Raw genomic sequence first — 17,079 nt, 5'->3', positions numbered from 1 at the left:
GACCCTCGATGCGATTCGTACTGGCCCATGTGGCGATGGCATGTGTGGTGGCGACAACTGGCGCTGCCCATGCACAGGAAGCGGCCGGCACGCTGGACAAAATCCAGAGCACAGGCAAGGTGGTGATGGGCGTGCGCGAAAGCTCGGCGCCCATGGCCTATGCCTTCGGGACCACGCAGAAGTACGTGGGCTACCACGTCGAGCTGTGCGAGAAGGTGCTGGCCCAGATCGTGCCCAAGGCCAAGATCGAGTACATGGCCCTGACCTCGCAGAACACCATGCCCCTGGTGCAGAACGGCACCGTGGACATCGGCTGCGGCCCGACCACCAACAACCTCGCGCGCCAAAAGCAGGTGGCCTTTGCCGTGACCACCTACGTGAGCCAGGTGCGCATGGCCGTGCGTGCCGACTCGGGCATCACCTCCTTCAAGCAGCTCGACGGCAAGCCCGTGGCGGCCTCGGCCGGCACGACTGCCGTGCAGCTGCTGCGCAAGTACGGGCGCGACAATGGCGTGAACCTGCCCACCTCGCTGGGCAAGGACCATTTCGAGAGCTTTCTGATGCTCGAATCGGGCCGTGCCGATGCCTTCGTGCTGGACGACAACCTGCTGGCCGGCGTCATCGCCAACTCCAAGAACCCTGCAGGCTTCAAGATCGTGGGCGAGGTGCTGGGCTCCGAACCCATCGCCATCCTGTTTCGCCGCGACGATCCCGCCTTCAAGAAGGCCGTGGACGACGTGCTGGTGGGCATGATGGCCTCGGGCGAAGTGGCGAAGATCTACGACAAGTGGTTCGTGCAGCCCATTCCGCCCAAGAATGCCCCGTTGAACCTGCCCATGAGCGACATGCTCAAGCAGCTGCTGCAAAAGCCCAACGACAAGCCGCTGGAGTCCTACGCGCAGCAGTGACCACGGGCCCGGACCCGGTCATCGCGACCGGGCCAGTTCGGCCACCGCCTGTGCCAGTGCCGCAATGCCTGCATCGATCTGATCGGTGGCAATGGAGGACAGGCGCAGCCGGAAAAAGGGGCAGGGCTGGCGCGGCGTCGCAAAGAACGCGCTGCCTGCCTCGATCAGCACGCCGTGGCGGCGCGCCACGGCGGCCAGCGCATCGGTGTCCAGCCAGGCCGGCGCCTGCACCCACAGCGATGCGCCTCCCTGGGGCTGGCGGAAGATGAAATCCGGCAGGTGTGCGCGCAGCGAGCGGTCCACCTGCGCCACGCGCTCCAGCATGGCCTGGTTCACGCGGCGCGCATGGGCCTCATGGTGGCCCAGCGACAGGAACAGCGCATAGGCGTGCTGCAGAAAGGCGCTGGGGTGGCGCACCATGGCATGGCGCAGCACGCGCAACTCGTCGATCAGCGCGCGCGGCGCAACGATGTAGCCCAGCCGCAGCGCGGGCGACAGGCTCTTGGACAGCGACCCCACATAGATCACACGCCCGCCCTTGTCCAGGCTCTTGAGCGCGGGCATGGGCGTGCCCTGGTAGAGGTTCTCGGCCTCGTAGTCGTCCTCGATGATCACGAAATCGCCCTGCTCGGCGCGGCGCAGCAGCTGCTCGCGCCGCTGCAGGCTCAGCGTCACGGTGGTGGGGCTCTGGTGCGAGGGCGTGACGAACAGATAGTCCAGCGGCGGCAGGCCATCGACCACCACGCCTTCCTCGTCCACGGCCACGGGCACCCAGTGGGGGCGGCGCAGCGAAAAGGTGTTGCGCGCATGCGGGTGGCCCGGCTCCTCGAAGCCCAGCCGCTGCGAGGGGTCCAGCAGCGCGTCGGCCAGCAGGTAGAAGGCCTGCTGCGCGCCCACGGTGACCAGGATCTCATCCTTGAGCGCGAACACGCCGCGCCGGGGCAGCAGGCGCAGGCGGATCTGCTCGATCAGGTCGGGCACATCGTCGGTCTCGAAGTCCGGCGTCCACTGCGGCAGCTGGGCGCGCGCCAGGCTGCGCGTGCAGCATTCCCGGAAGCCTTCGGTGGGAAACAGCGCGGGATCGTGCATGCCGTAGACGAAGGGGTAGGGGTACTCGCGCCACTGCAGCGGCTTGGACAGCGTGTGCCTGTCCGTCAGCGAGCGCAGCACGCGTGCAGACCAGTCCGGTGCGGGCTCCCCGGGACTTGCCGCAGGCAGGGCCACGGCGCCGTCCACACCAGCCAGGCGCGAATCCCGGGCCACGAACACGCCGCTGCGCGGGCGGGCTTCCAGAAAGCCTTCATCCACGAGCTGCTCGTAGACCGTGGTCACGGTATTGCGCGACACCTCCAGCAGGCGCGACAGCTCGCGCGAGGGTGGCATGGCCGCGCCGGGCGGCAGGCGGCCTTCGAGGATGGGCTGGACCAGGGCCAGGCGCAGGCGGTCCTTCAGGGGAAGGCCGGGCTGCTCGGGCAGCGCGAACAGGCGGGCCCACTGGTGGCGTGGGTCTGTGACGGAAGGGGTGCTCATGGCGCAACGGAGGCAATCGGGGGGCGTTCTTGGCGCGGCCGGGCAGAGGGCGCGCGGTCGGCGCCATGTTGCGGTGCGGGTGCGGGCAAGTAAAGGTTTGGGCCGGCCGACGCGGGTAAACACCGGGCCTCTGGCTCCTACGTTTGGACGGCTGTGGCCCCCGCGGCCCGCGCCCTTGTTGCGTATTCTGGATTGAAGGCAGCGAGCCGCGCGGCCTGGCGATCCAACGAGGGAGACAGTCCATGCACACCATCACTTTCCGACGCCGCGCCCTGGCGGCCCTGGCCCTGGCCGGCGCGCTGGCGGGCCTGGCGGCCACGCCGCTGCAGGCCCAGGCCCAGGAGCCGCAGCGCGGCGGCACCCTGATCGTGGGCAGCACCCAGGTGCCACGGCACCTGAACGGCGCCGTGCAATCGGGCATTGCCACGGCCATGCCTTCCACCCAGCTGTTCGCCAGCCCGCTGCGCTTCGATGACCAGTGGAAGCCCCAGCCCTACCTGGCCGAGTCCTGGAAGCTGGCCGAGGACGGCAAGTCGCTGACCCTGAACCTGCGCAGGAATGCCGTGTTCCACGACGGCAAGCCCATCACCTCGGCCGACGTGGCCTTCTCCATCATGGCCATCAAGGCCAACCACCCGTTCCAGACCATGCTGGGGCCCGTGGAGAAGGTGGACACGCCGGACCCTTACACGGCCATCATCCGCATGAACGCGCCGCATCCGGCCATCCTGCTGGCCATGAGCCCGGCGCTGGCGCCCATACTGCCCAGGCACATCTATGGCGACGGTGCCGACCTCAAGACCCATGCGCGCAACAGCGCCGACGTGGTGGGCTCGGGGCCGTTCAAGCTGACCGAGTTCCGCGCGGGCCAGCGCATCGTGATGGAGCGCTTCGACAAGTTCTTCCTGCCCGGCCGGCCCTACCTGGACAAGCTGGTCTTCAACATCGTGCCCGACTCCTCCAGCCTGCTGCTGAGCCTGGAGCGCGGCGACGTGCAGATGGTGCCCTACCTGCAGGCCTCCATCGACCTGAAGCGCCTGTCCACCAATCCCCAGATCACGCTGACCGGCAAGGGCTTCGAGGGCATAGGCTCGATCAACTGGCTGGCCATCAACACCGACAGGAAGCCTCTGGACGACGTGCGCGTGCGCAAGGCCATTGCGCATGCCATCGACAAGAACTTCATCACCAAGGCGCTGATGGGCGGCTTCGCCAGCGTGGCCGACGGCCCCATCGTGGCGGCCAGCCCCTTTGCCTCGGCCGACCTGGTGCGCTATCCGCTGGACCTCAAGAAGTCGGCGGCCCTGCTGGACGAGGCAGGCCTCAAGCCCGGCGCCAACGGAGAGCGCTTCAAGATCACCATCGACTACCTGCCGGGCACGGACGAGCAGCAAAAGAACGTGGCCGAGTACGTGCGCGCCCAGCTCAAGAAGGTGGGCATCGCCGTCGAGGTGCGCGCCTCGGCCGATTTCCCGGCCTGGTCCCGGCGGCTGGCCACGCATGACTTCGACCTGTCCATGGACATCGTCTTCAACTGGGGCGATCCGGTCATCGGCGTGCACCGCAGCTACCTGTCCACCAACATCAAGCCCGTGGTCTGGACCAACACCCAGTCCTACCGCAATCCCAAGGTGGACGAGCTGCTGAACACGGCCAGCGGCACGCTGGACACGGCCGAGCGCAAGAAGCTCTATGCGGCCTTCCAGAAGACCGTGACGGACGAGCTGCCGGTGATCTTCATCAACAACTCGCCCTATCACACGGCTGCGCGCAAGAACGTGGGCAACCTGCCGACCACGGTCTGGGGGCCGGCCTCGCCCTATGACGAGATTTTCTTGAAGTAATCCAGGAGGACCCGGCCATGGCATTTCTCCGCACACTCTTCAAGCGGCTGCTGCAGGGCCTGGCGCTGGTGCTGGCCGTGGTGGTGCTGAACTTCATGCTGGTGCATGCGGCGCCCGGCGACCCCGTGGAGACCATTGCCGGCGCCAGCGGCGGCATGGAGCCCGAGCTCATGGCCGAGCTGCGCACACGCTACGGGCTGGATCGGCCGCTGCCCGTGCAGCTGGGCATCTACCTGGCGCGCGTGGCCAGTGGTGATCTGGGCTACTCCTACTTCTTCAACCTGCCGGTGGCGCAGATGATTGCCGAGCGCGTGCCCGCCACCTTGCTGCTGGTGCTGGCCGCCGTGCTCACGGCCTTCGTGGTGGGCACGCTGCTGGGCGTGCTGTCCTCGCGCCGGCCCAACGGCCTGCTGTCGCAGTGCATCACCGTGCTGTCCCTGGTGGGCTTTGCGGCGCCCGTGTTCTGGACCGGCATGCTGCTGGTGCTGGCGTTTGCCTCCTGGTGGCCCGTGCTGCCGGTGTCGGGCATGCGCTCTGCCGATGCCGCAGGCGGCGCAGGCCTTGCCGACCTGCTGGATGTGGCACGGCACCTGGTGCTGCCCGCGCTGACACTGGCCCTGGTCTACCTGGCGCAGTACAGCCGGCTGTCGCGCTCGTCCATGCTGGACGTGCTGGGCGCCGACTACATCCGCACGGCGCGCGCCAAGGGGCTGGCCGAGCATGTGGTGCTCTACCGCCATGCGCTGCGCAACGCGCTGCTGCCCGTGGTGACCATGCTGGGCCTGCAGTTCGGCAACGTCATGGCCGGCGCCATCATCGTGGAGACGGTCTTCAACTGGCCGGGCCTGGGGCGGCTGGCCTTCGACTCGGTGCTGCGGCGCGACTACCCGACCATCCTGGGCGTGCTGCTGTTCTCCTCCATCGTCGTGGTCGTGATGAACCTCGTCACCGACCTGTGCTACCGGCTGATCGATCCCCGCATCAAGGCGGCCTGAGACCATGAATGCCATCACACCACCTTCCGTGTCCGTGCCGACCGTCGCCGCGCCGCAGGCCGCAGCCCATGCCGAGCACCCGGCGCGCGAAGCGCTGCGCATGTTCCTGCGCAACCCCTCGGCCATTGCCGGCATGGCCATGCTGCTCATCGTGCTGCTGGTGGCCATCGCCGGCCCCTGGATCTGGCCTGCGGACCCGTTCGAGATCCGCACCATGCCGCTGAGCCCGCCGTTCAGCGAGGAGGCCTGGCTGGGCAGCGACCAGCTGGGGCGCGACGTGCTCACGGGCATCATCCACGGCGGCCGCGCCACGCTGCTGGTGGGCGCCTTCGCGGCTTTGCTGTCGGTGTGCATCGGCGTGACGCTGGGGGCGATGGCCGGCTACTACGGCGGCCGCGTCGATGCGCTGCTGATGCGCGTGACCGAGTTCTTCCAGGTGCTGCCTGCGCTGCTGTTCGCCATGGTGGTGGTCACGCTGTTCTCGCCCTCGCTGGTGACGGTCACGCTGGCCATCGGCAGCGTGAGCTGGCCGGCCACGGCGCGGTTGACGCGGGCCGAGTTCATGCGCATCCGCCAGCTTGAATTCGTGCGCGCGGAGAGCGCCATCGGCGCGCGCCACGGCCGCATCATCTGGAAGGTGATCCTGCCCAATGCGCTGCCGCCGCTGGTGGTGTCGGCCACGCTGGCCGTGGGCGCCGCCATCCTGTTCGAGGCCGGCCTGTCCTTCCTGGGCCTGGGGGACCCCAACCAGATGAGCTGGGGCCTGATGATCGGGTCGGCCCGCCAGTACCTGCTGTCGTGCTGGTGGGCCGTGGCCTTTCCCGGTGCCGCCATCTTCGTCACCGTGCTGGCCGTCAGCCTGATCGGCGACGGCCTCAACGATGCACTCAACCCCAAGCTGAGGGAGCGCTGATGGACACCGACACCCCCCTGTTGCAAGTCAGCGGCCTGCGCGTGGCCTTCCAGGGCCGGCGCGGCCAGGCCACGGTGCTCAACGGCGTGGATTTCGATCTGCGCGCGGGCGAGACCCTGTGCGTGGTCGGCGAATCCGGCTGCGGCAAGAGCATGACGGCGCTGGCGCTGCTGCGCCTCATTCCCTCGCCTCCGGGTCGCATCACGGGCGGGCAGGTGCGCTTCCAGGGCGAGGACCTGGTGGCCGCCGGCGAGGCCCATATGCGCCAGGTGCGCGGCAACCGCATCTCCATGATCTTCCAGGAGCCCATGACCTCGCTGAACCCGGTGCTCACCGTGGGCGAGCAGATCGCCGAGCCGCTGCGCCTGCACGCTGGCCTGGACGCGGCTGCCGCGCGCCAGCGCGCCGTGGAGATGCTCCGGCAGGTCGGCATCCCCGCACCCGAGCGGCGTGTGCACGAGTACCCGCACCAGTTGTCGGGCGGCATGCGCCAGCGCGTGATGATCGCCATGGCCCTGGCCTGCCGGCCCGACATCCTGATCGCCGACGAGCCCACCACGGCGCTGGATGTGACCGTGCAGGCGCAGATCTTCGACCTGCTGCGCGAGCTGCAGCGCGACAAGGGCACGGCCATCGTGCTGATCACGCACGACATGGGGGCCGTGGCCGAGATGGCCGACCGCGTCATGGTCATGTATGCGGGCCGCGTGATCGAGCAGGGCCGCTGCGAGCAGGTGCTGTCGGCGCCCGCCCATCCGTACACGCGCGGCCTGATCGCCTGCCTGCCCGAGCTGGGCAGCAGCCAGGCAGGCGGGCGCACCGAGCTGCCCGAGATCCCCGGCGTCGTGCCCTCGATCTGGGAGTTGGGCAGCGGCTGCGCCTTCCGTGCGCGCTGCCGCGAGGCCCAGCCGCGCTGCGCCAGCGAGGCGCCGCCGCTGGTCGCGCTGGATGATCCATCCCACGGCGTGGCCTGCTGGCTGCACGCTCCCGCTTCCCGCATCCGCGCCCACACGGAGGCCCTGGCATGAACGCACGCATGGACGATACCCTCTTGCAGGTGGACGATCTCCAGGTCCACTTTCCGCGCCCGGGCAAGGGCCTGTTCGGCAGGCCCGAGGTGGTCAAGGCCGTGGACGGCGTGTCCTTCAGCCTGCGGCGCGGCAGCACGCTGGCCGTGGTGGGCGAGTCGGGCTCGGGCAAGACCACCACGGCGCTGGCCGTGATGCGCCTGGCGCCCGTGACGGCAGGCCGCATGCAGCTGGGCGATACCGACCTGGGTGGCCTGTCGGGCGAGGCCCTGCGCCAGGCGAGGCGGCGCATGCAGATCGTGTTCCAGGACCCGTTTTCCTCGCTGAATCCGCGACAGCGCGCGGGCGATGCGGTGCGCGCTCCGCTGGACCTGATGGACGTGGGCACGCCGGCCGAGCGCGAGGCGCGCGTGGCCGAGCTGTTCACCCAGGTCGGCCTGCGGCCCGAACAGCGCCAGCTGTTCCCGCACCAGTTCTCGGGCGGCCAGCGCCAGCGCATCAACATCGCGCGCGCCCTGGCCACGCGGCCCGAACTCGTGGTCTGCGACGAACCCGTGTCGGCGCTGGACATCGCCATCCGCGCCCAGATCCTCAACCTGCTGGCGCGGCTGCAGCGCGAGCTGGGCCTGAGCTACCTGTTCATCTCGCACGACATGGCCGTGGTCGAGCACATCTGCGACGACATCGCCGTCATGTACCTGGGCCAGATCGTGGAGCGCGCACCGCGCCAGGCCTTCTTTGCGCGGCCGCTGCATCCCTACAGCGTGGCCCTGATGTCGGCCGTGCCCACGGTGCGCGGCGGGCGCGAGCGCGCGGCGCGGCGCATACGGCTGGCCGGCGATCCGCCCAGTCCCATCAACCCGCCCGCGGGCTGCCGCTTCGCCGGGCGCTGCCCCGTGGCCGTGCCTGCGTGCTCGGCCGAGGCGCCACCGCTGCGCGAAGCCGCCCCCGGCCATTGGGTGCGATGCATCCGCGTGGACCACATCTATGGCGTGCCGCGCGCGCCGCTGGCCCTTTGAACCCGGAGCACCCGCCACCATGAGTATCACCGTCTACGCCGCCCGCAAGATCATCACCATGAACCCCATGCAGCCCGAGGCCACGCACGTGGCCGTGCGCGACGGGCGCATCCTCGCTGTCGGGGACCTCGCGCGCTGCACGGCCTGGGGCGAATGCCGCATCGACGAGCGCTTTGCCGACCAGGTGCTGCTGCCCGGGCTGGTGGAGGGTCACTGTCACCTCAAGGAAGGCAGCATGTGGGATTGGACATACACGGGCTGGTTCGAACGGCGCGACCCCGACGGAAAGACCTGGCCCGGCCTGCGCTCCATGGATGCCGTGGTGGACCGCCTGGCCGAGGTGGCGTCGCGCATGGATGCGCAGGGCCTGCCGCCCGGGCAGCCGCTGATCGCCTGGGGGTTCGATCCCATCTACTTTGGCGGCGAGCGCATGACGGTGGAGCACCTGGACCGGGCTGCAGGAGGCCGTCCCATCGTGATCTCGCACGCCAACGGCCATCTGATGAATGTCAACAGCGCCATGCTGTGCCTGGCCGAGATCACGCGCGACAACGAGGTCGAGGGCGTGGTGCGCTTTGCGCCCGGCCACGCCCTGGCCGGCGAGCCCACGGGCGAGCTGCAGGAGCCGGCCGCCATGTTCCTGGTGCTGCGCAAGATCGGCAACGCCGGGCTGCTGGCGCCCATGACCGAGGCCGGCGTGCGCTCCTTTGCCCGCCTGGCCTGCCGCCAGGGCGTGACCACCGCCACCGACCTGGTCAACAGGCTGGGCGAGCAGGACTGCCGCGTGCTGGAGGCCGCGCTGGCCGACGACCAGGTGCCCATCCGCATCCTGCCCGCCTTCCAGGCGTTTCACGGCACGCATGGCGCCGAGGCCGGTGCCGAGCATGTGCGCACGCTCATGGCGCGCAACACCGACCGGCTGCGCTACGGCCTGGTCAAGATGATGCTGGACGGCTCCATCCAGGGCTTTTCGGCGCGCCTGCGCTGGCCCGGTCACTACAACGGCGCGCCCAACGGCATCTGGGTCACCGCGCCCGCGCAGTACGAGGCCGATTTCGAGACCTACCACCGCGCAGGCCTGCTCATCCATACGCACACCAATGGCGACGAGGCCAGCGAGGCCGCCATCGACGCCATAGGCCGCGTGCTGGCCCGCGCCCCCCGGCCCGACCACCGCCACACGCTGCAGCATGGCCAGATGATCGATGCGCCGCTGTTTCGCCGCATGGCGGCGCTGGGCCTGTGCGCCAACCTGTTCGCCAACCACATCTGGTACTGGGGCGACCAGCACTACGAGATGACCATGGGGCCGGACCGCGCCATGCGGCTCGATGCCTGCGCCAGCGCGTTGGCCGCCGGCGTGCCGCTGGCCATCCACTCGGATGCGCCCGTCACGCCGCTGGGGCCGCTGTTCACCGCCTGGTGCGCGGTCCACCGGATCACGCCCAAGGGCCGCGTGCTGGGCGCTGCCGAGCGCCTGACCGTGGCCCAGGCCCTGCATGCCGTCACGCTGGGCGCGGCCTGGACACTGAAGATGGACCACGAGATCGGCAGCATCGAATGCGGCAAGCGCGCCGACTTCTGCGTGCTGGAGGACGATCCGCTGTCCCTGGACCCCATGGTGCTGAAGGACCTCAAGGTCTGGGGCACGGTGCTGTCGGGGCGCGTCTTCAAGGCGGCATGACATGGGGCAGCGGCTGCCGTTCACGGTCATCGGCGGTTTCCTGGGCGCCGGCAAGACCACGCTGCTCAACCACTGGCTGCGCCATGCGGATGGCCAGCGGCTGGCCGTGCTGGTCAACGACTTCGGTGCGCTCAACATCGATGCAGGCCTGATCAAGGCCCACAGCGGCGACACCATTGCACTGACCAATGGCTGCGTGTGCTGCCAGATCGGCGATGACCTGTCCATGGCCCTGATCGGCGTGCTGCAGCAGCGCGAGCGCTTCGACGCCGTGGTGGTCGAGGCCAGCGGCGTCTCCGACCCCTGGCGCATTGCCCAGTTGGGCCTGGCCGATCCCGCACTGGCGCTGGACGGCGTCATCGTGGTCGTCGATGCCGCTGCCCTGCCCGGGCAGGCGGCCGATCCGCTGCTGGCCGACACGCTGCAGCGCCAGGTGGCCAGGGCCGACCTGGTCATCGTCAACAAGACCGATCTGGCCGAAGCCCGGACCCTGGAGCGCGTGCACGGCTGGATAGCCAGCCACGCGCCAGCCGCGCAACGCTGCGATGTGCACGAAGCCCGGGTGCCCGTGGAGCTGCTCAGTGGCGCAGCCCTGCTGCGTGGCGTGCGGGAAGTTTCATGGGGTGCCAGCACTGCGCGCCCCATGCATGGCCGGCAGTTCGAGACCTGGTCCTGCCAGCCGCCCGGGGTGCTGGCCGAGACGGCCCTGCAGGCGTGGCTGCAGGCCATGCCGGCTGGCGTGCTGCGGCTCAAGGGCGTGGTGCAGACCGGGGCGGGCCAGTGGAGCGAGCTTCAGTTTGCCGGGCGCAGCGGCCGGCTGCGTGCCGCATCAGCGCCCGCGCCCGCGCAGCAGCAGGTGCCCGCCATCGTGGCCATCGGCCTGGCCGGGCAGTTGCCGGTGGCGGCGCTGCAGGCGCTGGTGGCAGGCGCTGCGGGCGTCAGGGCTGCGGGCCGTCCCGCATGAAATCCTGGGCTGCCTGCTGCAGCCACTCGCGCAGGCTTTGCAGCGGCGGGTAGTTGCCGCGGCTCGTGGGCCAGGCCAGGTAGTAGCGCTCGGCGCTTTCCATCTCGGGCAGATGGGGCAGGGCACGCACCAGGTCGCCCTGGGCCAGTTCCCGCTCGATCAGAAAGCGTGGCAGCAAGGCCACGCCCACGCCGGCGATGGCGGCCTGGGCGGCGGTGGCGAACTGGTCGAACAGCATGCCCTGGCCCTCGGCCATGGGCGCGTGGTGCACGGACAGCCAGCGCTGCCAGGCATCGGGGCGCGATGCCAGGTGCAGCAGCGGCGCCTGCAGCAGGTCCTGGGGCTGGGCAAAGCCATGCTGGGCCAGCAGGGCGGGGCTGCAGGCAGGCACCACGGTCTCGCTCATCAGAAAGGCCAGCTCGGCGCCCGGCCAGTGCGGCAGGCCGAAATGGATGGCGGCGTCCACGGCTTCGAGCTGGAAGTCGAATTGGGACAGCCGCGTCGTCAGGTTGATGGTGATGCCCGGGTGGGCGCTGAAGAACTGCGGCAGGCGCGGCGCCAGCCAGCGCGTGCCGAAGGTGGGCAGGATGGCCAGGTTCAGGCTGCCGCCGCGCGGGTTGGCCCGAAAACCCAGCGTGGCCGTGGAGATGCGCATCAGCGCGCCCCGGATTTCCTGCGCATAGGCCTGGCCGGCCGGGCTCAGGCGCACGGTCTGGCGCTCGCGCACAAAGAGTTCTGCCTCCAGCCGCTCCTCCAGCGCTCGGATCTGGCGGCTGACGGCGCTTTGCGTCAGGTGCAGCTCGGCTGCAGCTGCCGTGAAGCTCTGGTGCCGGGCCGCTGCCTCGAAGGCGCACAGCAGGGACATGGGGGGCAGGAAACGGCGGGACAGCAGCATGGCAGGGAGCGGTGGGGCAATCGTGGGAGGGGCATTCTGTTTGGGAATGACCTATGGGCCCGATTATCGTTTGACCAGGCTCAAGGCGCAGACCTAGCATGCGTGCCAGGAATTCACCATGCCGCAGGCTGATCTGCGGCCCCACCATCAGTCCCCACGAGCACCATGTCCTCTACGTCCGCCAACGCCTTCGTGCCTTCCGACGAGATCCGCGCGCGCTTTTCCAGCGCCATGTCCGAGATGTACCGCGATGAAGTGCCCCAGTACGGCACGCTGATCGAACTCGTGGCCGAAATCAACCAGCGCACGCTGCAGGCCGAGCCTGAGCTGCTGGCCCGGATGCAGCGCAGTGGCGAGCTGGCCCGCCTGGGCGTGGAGCGCCACGGCGCCATCCGCGTGGGCACGGCCACCGAGCTGTCCATGCTGCGCCGCCTGTTCGCCATCATGGGCATGGAGCCCGTGGGCTACTACGACCTGTCGGTGGCCGGCGTGCCCGTGCACTCCACGGCCTTCCGTCCCGTCAGCGATGCCGCGCTGCTGGCCAACCCTTTCCGCGTCTTCACCTCGCTGCTGCGCCTGGACCTGATCGCCGACGAGGCGCTGCGCGCCCATGCTGCCGCCATCCTGGCGCGCCGCAACATCTTCACCGAGCGCGCGCTGGCGCTGATCGCCCAGTCCGAGGCCAACGGCGGCCTCACCGATGCCGAGGCCGATGAATTCGTCGGCGAGGCGCTGGAGACCTTCCGCTGGCACAGCGAGTCCACCGTGGACGGCACCACCTACGACGCGCTGCACAAGGCCCACCGCCTGATCGCCGACGTGGTCTGCTTCAAGGGCCCGCACATCAACCACCTGACGCCGCGCACGCTGGACATCGATGCCGCCCAGGCCGCCATGCCCGCACGCGGCATGGACGCCAAGGACGTGGTCGAAGGCCCGCCGCGCCGCGACTGCCCCATCCTGCTGCGCCAGACCAGCTTCAAGGCGCTCAAGGAGACCGTGCGTTTCGCCGGCGATGCCACGGGCGCAGGCTCGCACACGGCGCGCTTCGGCGAGATCGAGCAGCGCGGCGTTGCGCTTACGCGCAAGGGCCGCGCGCTCTACGACCAGCTGCTGGCCCAGGTGCGCGACATGGGCAGCGCGGGCAGTGCCGCACCCGACTACGGCAGCCGCCTGGCCCAGGTCTTCGAGGCTTTCCCCGACACCCATGAGCAACTGCGCCGCCAGGACCTGGCCTTCTACCGCTTCACGCTGAGCGATGAGGGCGCCGCCCTGGCCGCAGGCGAGGCCGCCGCGGCCGCCGCCTCGGACCTGGACGCCCTGATCGCCCGCGGCCTGGCCCAGGCCGAGCCCATCGTCTACGAGGACTTCCTGCCCGTGAGCGCGGCCGGCATCTTCCAGTCCAACCTGGGCGGCGAAGAGCAAAAGCAGTACGCGGCCCATGCGGCCCAGCAGGCCTTCGAGGCCGACCTGGGTGCCCGCGTGCATGACGAGATCGCGCTGTACGAGCAGGCGCAGCAGCGCTCCATCGACCAGCTGCGCAGCGCGCTGCGCACCCAGGCCGCCCAGGCTGTGGCCTGACCGGCTGCCTGGAGGCCGGCTTTGGCCGGCATCCACCCTGTATCCCCTTTCCCGGGGCGCATGCGCAGGCGCCAGGCCTGTGCACGCGCCCCTTTGTTTTTTGCAAAGCCGCAAGAGGCCTTCATGAGCACTGCAGACCTGGGCATTCAGTCGCCCACCGCCCATCTGTTCAACCCGCTGTTCGCACATCCCGAAGGCTCGCCCATACGCGAGCTGTTTCCCTATCTGAGCCGCTCCGGCATGCTCTCGCTGGCGGGCGGCTATCCCTCGCCCAGCCTGTTCGATGCCGAAGGCCTGCAACAGGCCGCGATGGCCGCTTTGCAGCAGGACGCTGGCGCCAGCCTGCAGTACGGCGCCAGCGAAGGCCAGCTGCCGCTGCGCGAAGCCCTGGCCGCGCTGTGCGCCACGCGCGGCATTGCCTGCACGCCGGCCGACATGATCGTGACCACGGGCTCGCAACAGGCCTTCGACCTGCTGGTCAAGGTACTGGTGGAGCCTGGCGATCCGGTGCTGGTCGAGGTGCCCGCCTACCCGGCCACGCTGCAGACGCTCAAGCTGGCCCAGGCACAGGTCGTGGCCGTGCCCACGGATGAACACGGCCTGGACACCGGTGCCCTGGCCAGCCTGCTGGCGCAGTGGCCCCATGCGCGCCGCCCCAAGCTGCTCTACACCGTGCCCAACTTCTCCAACCCGGGCGGCACGCTGCTGCCCGCGGCGCGGCGCGAGGCCCTGGTGGCGCTGGTGCGCCAGCACGGCTTTGCCATCGTCGAGGACGATCCCTATGGCGAGCTGCGCTTTACCGGCCAGCGCGAGCCGTCGATCTACGAAACGGGCCTGGCGCTGTGCGGCGCCCAGGCCAATCCCGTGGTTTACCTGTCCAGCCTGTCCAAGACCGTGGCGCCTGCGCTGCGCATCGGCTGGATGCTGGCCGACGCCCAATTGCTGCGCCGCTGCACCATCGCCAAGCAGACGGCCGACCTGTGCACCTCGCCGCTGGCGCAGATGATCGCCGCGCACTATCTGCGCTCGGGCCGCTATGCACCCCAGCTGGCCCAGGCCTGCGCCGAGTACGCGGCGCGCATGGATGCGCTGTGCTCGGGCATGCAATCGGCCCTGGGCGAGCAGATCCGCTTCGTGCGGCCTGCGGGCGGCATGTTCGTCTGGGCGCAGCTGCTGCCGCCACAACGGCATGCGGGCGAGCCCGAGGCCCTGGCCCGGGCGCTGTTCACGGCCGCTGTGGAGCAGGGCGTGCTCTATGTGCCAGGCAAGGCCTTCTTCCCGGCCGAGGCGGCGCAGCGGGCCGGCCTGTGCATGCGCCTGTCGTATGCGGCGCCCACCGTGCCCCAGATCACCGAGGCCGTGGCGCGCCTGGGCCGGGCCTGGGGCCAGGCCGTGTCCTGAGGACATCGGCAACAGCGTTCATGCAATGAAAAAGGCCGCCCGAGGGCGGCCTTTTTCTTGCGGGGCAAACCGGGCATGGCGCAAGGCCTGCCCGGTTGCGGCGGGCAATTACATGCCCATGCCGCCCATGCCACCCATGCCGCCCATGTCGGGCATGGCGGGGGCGCCTTCAGCCTTGGGGGACTCGGCGATCATGGCTTCGGTCGTCAGCAGCAGCGATGCCACGGAAGCGGCGTTCTGCAGGGCCGTACGCGTCACCTTGGTCGGGTCCAGGATACCCATTTCCAGCATGTCGCCGTAGGTGTCGTTGGCGGCGTTGAAGCCGTAGTTGCCCGAGCCGTTCAGCACGGCGTTGACCACCACCGAGGGCTCGCCACCGGCGTTGGCCACGATTTCGCGCAGGGGCGCTTCGATGGCCTTCATGATCAGCTTGATGCCGGCGTCCTGCTCGGCGTCGCCGGTCTTCAGTTCGCCCACGGCTTGCTTGGCACGCAGCAGAGCCACGCCGCCGCCGGCCACGATGCCTTCTTCCACAGCAGCGCGGGTAGCGTGCAGGGCGTCTTCAACGCGGGCCTTCTTTTCCTTCATCTCGACTTCGGTGGCAGCGCCGACCTTGATCACGGCCACGCCGCCGGCCAGCTTGGCCACGCGCTCTTGCAGCTTTTCGCGGTCGTAGTCGCTGGTGGCTTCTTCGATCTGGATGCGGATCTGCTTGACGCGGGCTTCGATTTCAGCAGCTTGGCCAGCACCGTCGATGATGGTGGTGTTTTCCTTGCCGATTTCGATGCGCACTGCCTGGCCCAGGTCTTCCAGGGTCACCTTGTCCAGCGCCAGGCCCACTTCTTCAGCGATGACCTTGCCGCCCGTCAGGATGGCGATGTCTTCCAGCATGGCCTTGCGGCGGTCGCCGAAGCCAGGAGCCTTGACAGCCACAACCTTCAGGATGCCGCGGATGGTGTTGACCACCAGCGTTGCCAGGGCTTCGCCTTCGACGTCTTCTGCAATGATCAGCAGGGGACGGCCGGCCTTTGCCACGGCTTCCAGCGTGGGCAGTAGGTCGCGGATGTTGCTGATCTTCTTGTCGAACAGCAGCACGAAGGGGTTGTCCAGCAGGGCAACCTGCTTTTCGGGGTTGTTGATGAAGTAGGGCGACAGGTAGCCGCGGTCGAACTGCATGCCCTCGACGACGTCGAGTTCGTTGGCCAGCGACTTGCCTTCTTCAACGGTGATCACGCCTTCCTTGCCGACCTTGTCCATGGCTTCGGCAATGATGCTGCCCACGGATTCGTCGGAGTTGGCGGAGATCGAGCCGACCTGGGCGATTTCCTTGGAGGTGGTGGTGGCCTTGGATTGCTTCTTCAGCTCTTCCACCAGGGCGGCGACAGCCTTGTCGATGCCGCGCTTGAGGTCCATGGGGTTCAGGCCGGCGGCCACGTACTTGATGCCTTCGCGGACGATGGCCTGTGCCAGCACGGTGGCGGTGGTCGTGCCGTCACCGGCGATGTCGTTGGTCTTGGAGGCCACTTCCTTCACGAGCTGGGCGCCCATGTTCTGCAGCTTGTCCTTGAGTTCCACTTCCTTGGCGACCGACACGCCGTCCTTGGTCACGGTGGGGGCGCCGAAGGAGCGCTCCAGCACCACGTTGCGGCCCTTGGGGCCCAGCGTGACCTTGACCGCGTTGGCCAGGATGTTCACGCCTTCAACCATGCGGGCGCGTGCTTCGCCGCCGAAAACTACGTCTTTTGCTGCCATTTCAATTCTCCGGATTCAGTTGGAAAGTGCGGTTTCGAAGCGCGTGGATTACTTTTCGACGACCGCGAACAGGTCGTCTTCCTTCATCACCAGCAGTTCGTCGCCATGGACCTTGACGGTCTGGCCGCTGTACTTGCCGAACAGAACGCGGTCGCCGACCTTCACGTTCAGGGCGATCACTTCACCCTTGTCGTTCTTCTTGCCGGGACCCACTGCCAGCACTTCGCCCTGGTCGGGCTTCTCGGCGGCGTTGTCGGGGATCACGATGCCCGAAGCCGTCTTGGTTTCGTTTTCGAGGCGCTTGACGATCACGCGATCGTGCAGGGGACGCAGGTTCATACCAACTCCTAAATCATCAACAAAGTTGAAACAAAGACTTGCCGGCCCGGCGGGCCGGCATTCGAAGCAATGTGGGACAGAGGATTGTTAGCACTCATACCCAACGAGTGCTAATAATAAGGCAATTCGGCCAGGTTTCAAGGGGTAGGTGTCGCATCCCGTACGATCATATGGTCGCTTGTGAAACAGGTGCGGGTGGGTCTGGTACCAATCTTTCATGGCCTGC

14 protein-coding genes are annotated in these 17,079 nt (G+C 68.7%); 10 read left to right on the top strand and 4 right to left on the bottom strand.

What is annotated here, in order from left to right; genetic code table 11:
* The first annotated feature begins 8 nt into the window (after positions 1-8).
* A complete protein-coding gene (locus tag PO605_RS17140) occupies positions 9-908 on the top strand; it encodes a transporter substrate-binding domain-containing protein (RefSeq protein WP_047472718.1) in 900 nt (299 codons plus the stop codon).
* Positions 909-926: 18 nt separating this feature from the next.
* Here the strand turns inward: PO605_RS17140 and pdxR are convergent, their stop codons facing one another.
* The gene (pdxR, locus tag PO605_RS17135) at positions 927-2,438 is read right to left on the bottom strand and encodes a MocR-like pyridoxine biosynthesis transcription factor PdxR (RefSeq protein WP_047472717.1); all 1,512 of its coding nucleotides are present in this window, start codon (positions 2,436-2,438) and stop codon (positions 927-929) included.
* Between the two features lie 242 nt (positions 2,439-2,680).
* Between pdxR and PO605_RS17130 the strand changes: the two genes are divergently transcribed.
* Genes PO605_RS17130 through PO605_RS17100 form a run of 7 tightly spaced genes read left to right on the top strand, consistent with a single transcriptional unit; the run spans position 2,681 to position 10,885 of the window.
* Positions 2,681-4,282, top strand: coding sequence for an ABC transporter substrate-binding protein (locus PO605_RS17130; protein ID WP_272206664.1), 1,602 nt, complete (start codon positions 2,681-2,683; stop codon positions 4,280-4,282).
* Positions 4,283-4,299: 17 nt separating this feature from the next.
* The gene (locus tag PO605_RS17125; protein ID WP_047471806.1) at positions 4,300-5,277 is read left to right on the top strand and encodes an ABC transporter permease; all 978 of its coding nucleotides are present in this window, start codon (positions 4,300-4,302) and stop codon (positions 5,275-5,277) included.
* Positions 5,278-5,281: 4 nt separating this feature from the next.
* Complete coding sequence (locus PO605_RS17120; protein WP_047471803.1) at positions 5,282-6,190, top strand: ABC transporter permease; 909 nt, start codon at positions 5,282-5,284, stop codon at positions 6,188-6,190.
* Positions 6,190-7,218, top strand: a complete 1,029-nt coding sequence (locus PO605_RS17115; protein ID WP_047471800.1) for an ABC transporter ATP-binding protein — start codon at positions 6,190-6,192, stop codon at positions 7,216-7,218. The genes PO605_RS17120 and PO605_RS17115 overlap by 1 nt, the downstream gene beginning before the upstream one ends.
* Entirely contained in the window at positions 7,215-8,237 is a 1,023-nt protein-coding gene (locus PO605_RS17110) for an ABC transporter ATP-binding protein (protein WP_272206663.1), read from the top strand. Before PO605_RS17115 ends, PO605_RS17110 begins: the two co-directional genes overlap by 4 nt.
* Positions 8,238-8,256: 19 nt before the next feature.
* Positions 8,257-9,921, top strand: a complete 1,665-nt coding sequence (locus tag PO605_RS17105; protein WP_047468482.1) for an amidohydrolase — start codon at positions 8,257-8,259, stop codon at positions 9,919-9,921.
* A 1-nt stretch (position 9,922) separates the two neighbouring features.
* Complete coding sequence (locus PO605_RS17100) at positions 9,923-10,885, top strand: CobW family GTP-binding protein (protein WP_272206662.1); 963 nt, start codon at positions 9,923-9,925, stop codon at positions 10,883-10,885.
* Here the strand turns inward: PO605_RS17100 and PO605_RS17095 are convergent.
* Positions 10,860-11,780 (bottom strand): LysR family transcriptional regulator, encoded by a 921-nt coding sequence (locus PO605_RS17095; RefSeq protein ID WP_012207461.1) that lies wholly within the window; start codon positions 11,778-11,780, stop codon positions 10,860-10,862. The two genes, PO605_RS17100 and PO605_RS17095, sit on opposite strands and share 26 nt — an antisense overlap.
* A gap of 165 nt (positions 11,781-11,945) precedes the next feature.
* Here PO605_RS17095 and hglS point away from each other — a divergent pair, with 165 nt between their 5' ends.
* Complete coding sequence (gene hglS, locus PO605_RS17090) at positions 11,946-13,361, top strand: 2-oxoadipate dioxygenase/decarboxylase HglS (protein ID WP_047473677.1); 1,416 nt, start codon at positions 11,946-11,948, stop codon at positions 13,359-13,361.
* A gap of 123 nt (positions 13,362-13,484) precedes the next feature.
* Entirely contained in the window at positions 13,485-14,762 is a 1,278-nt protein-coding gene (locus tag PO605_RS17085) for an aminotransferase-like domain-containing protein (RefSeq protein WP_047473679.1), read from the top strand.
* Positions 14,763-14,870: 108 nt separating this feature from the next.
* Here the strand turns inward: PO605_RS17085 and groL are convergent, their stop codons facing one another.
* A complete protein-coding gene (groL, locus tag PO605_RS17080; protein ID WP_016445455.1) occupies positions 14,871-16,514 on the bottom strand; it encodes a chaperonin GroEL in 1,644 nt (547 codons plus the stop codon).
* Between the two features lie 48 nt (positions 16,515-16,562).
* Positions 16,563-16,853 carry a co-chaperone GroES gene (gene groES / locus PO605_RS17075; protein WP_016445456.1) on the bottom strand — a complete coding sequence of 97 codons (291 nt, stop codon included), beginning with the start codon at positions 16,851-16,853 and terminating at the stop codon, positions 16,563-16,565.
* Positions 16,854-17,079 lie beyond the last annotated feature (226 nt).

Origin of the sequence: Delftia sp. DT-2, from assembly GCF_028401915.1 — a bacterium.
In the GTDB taxonomy this organism is placed as follows: Bacteria; Pseudomonadota; Gammaproteobacteria; order Burkholderiales; family Burkholderiaceae_C; genus Comamonas; species Comamonas tsuruhatensis.
Note: the sequence above shows the minus strand (reverse complement) of the source record. Positions and strands in the feature narration are given on the sequence as shown.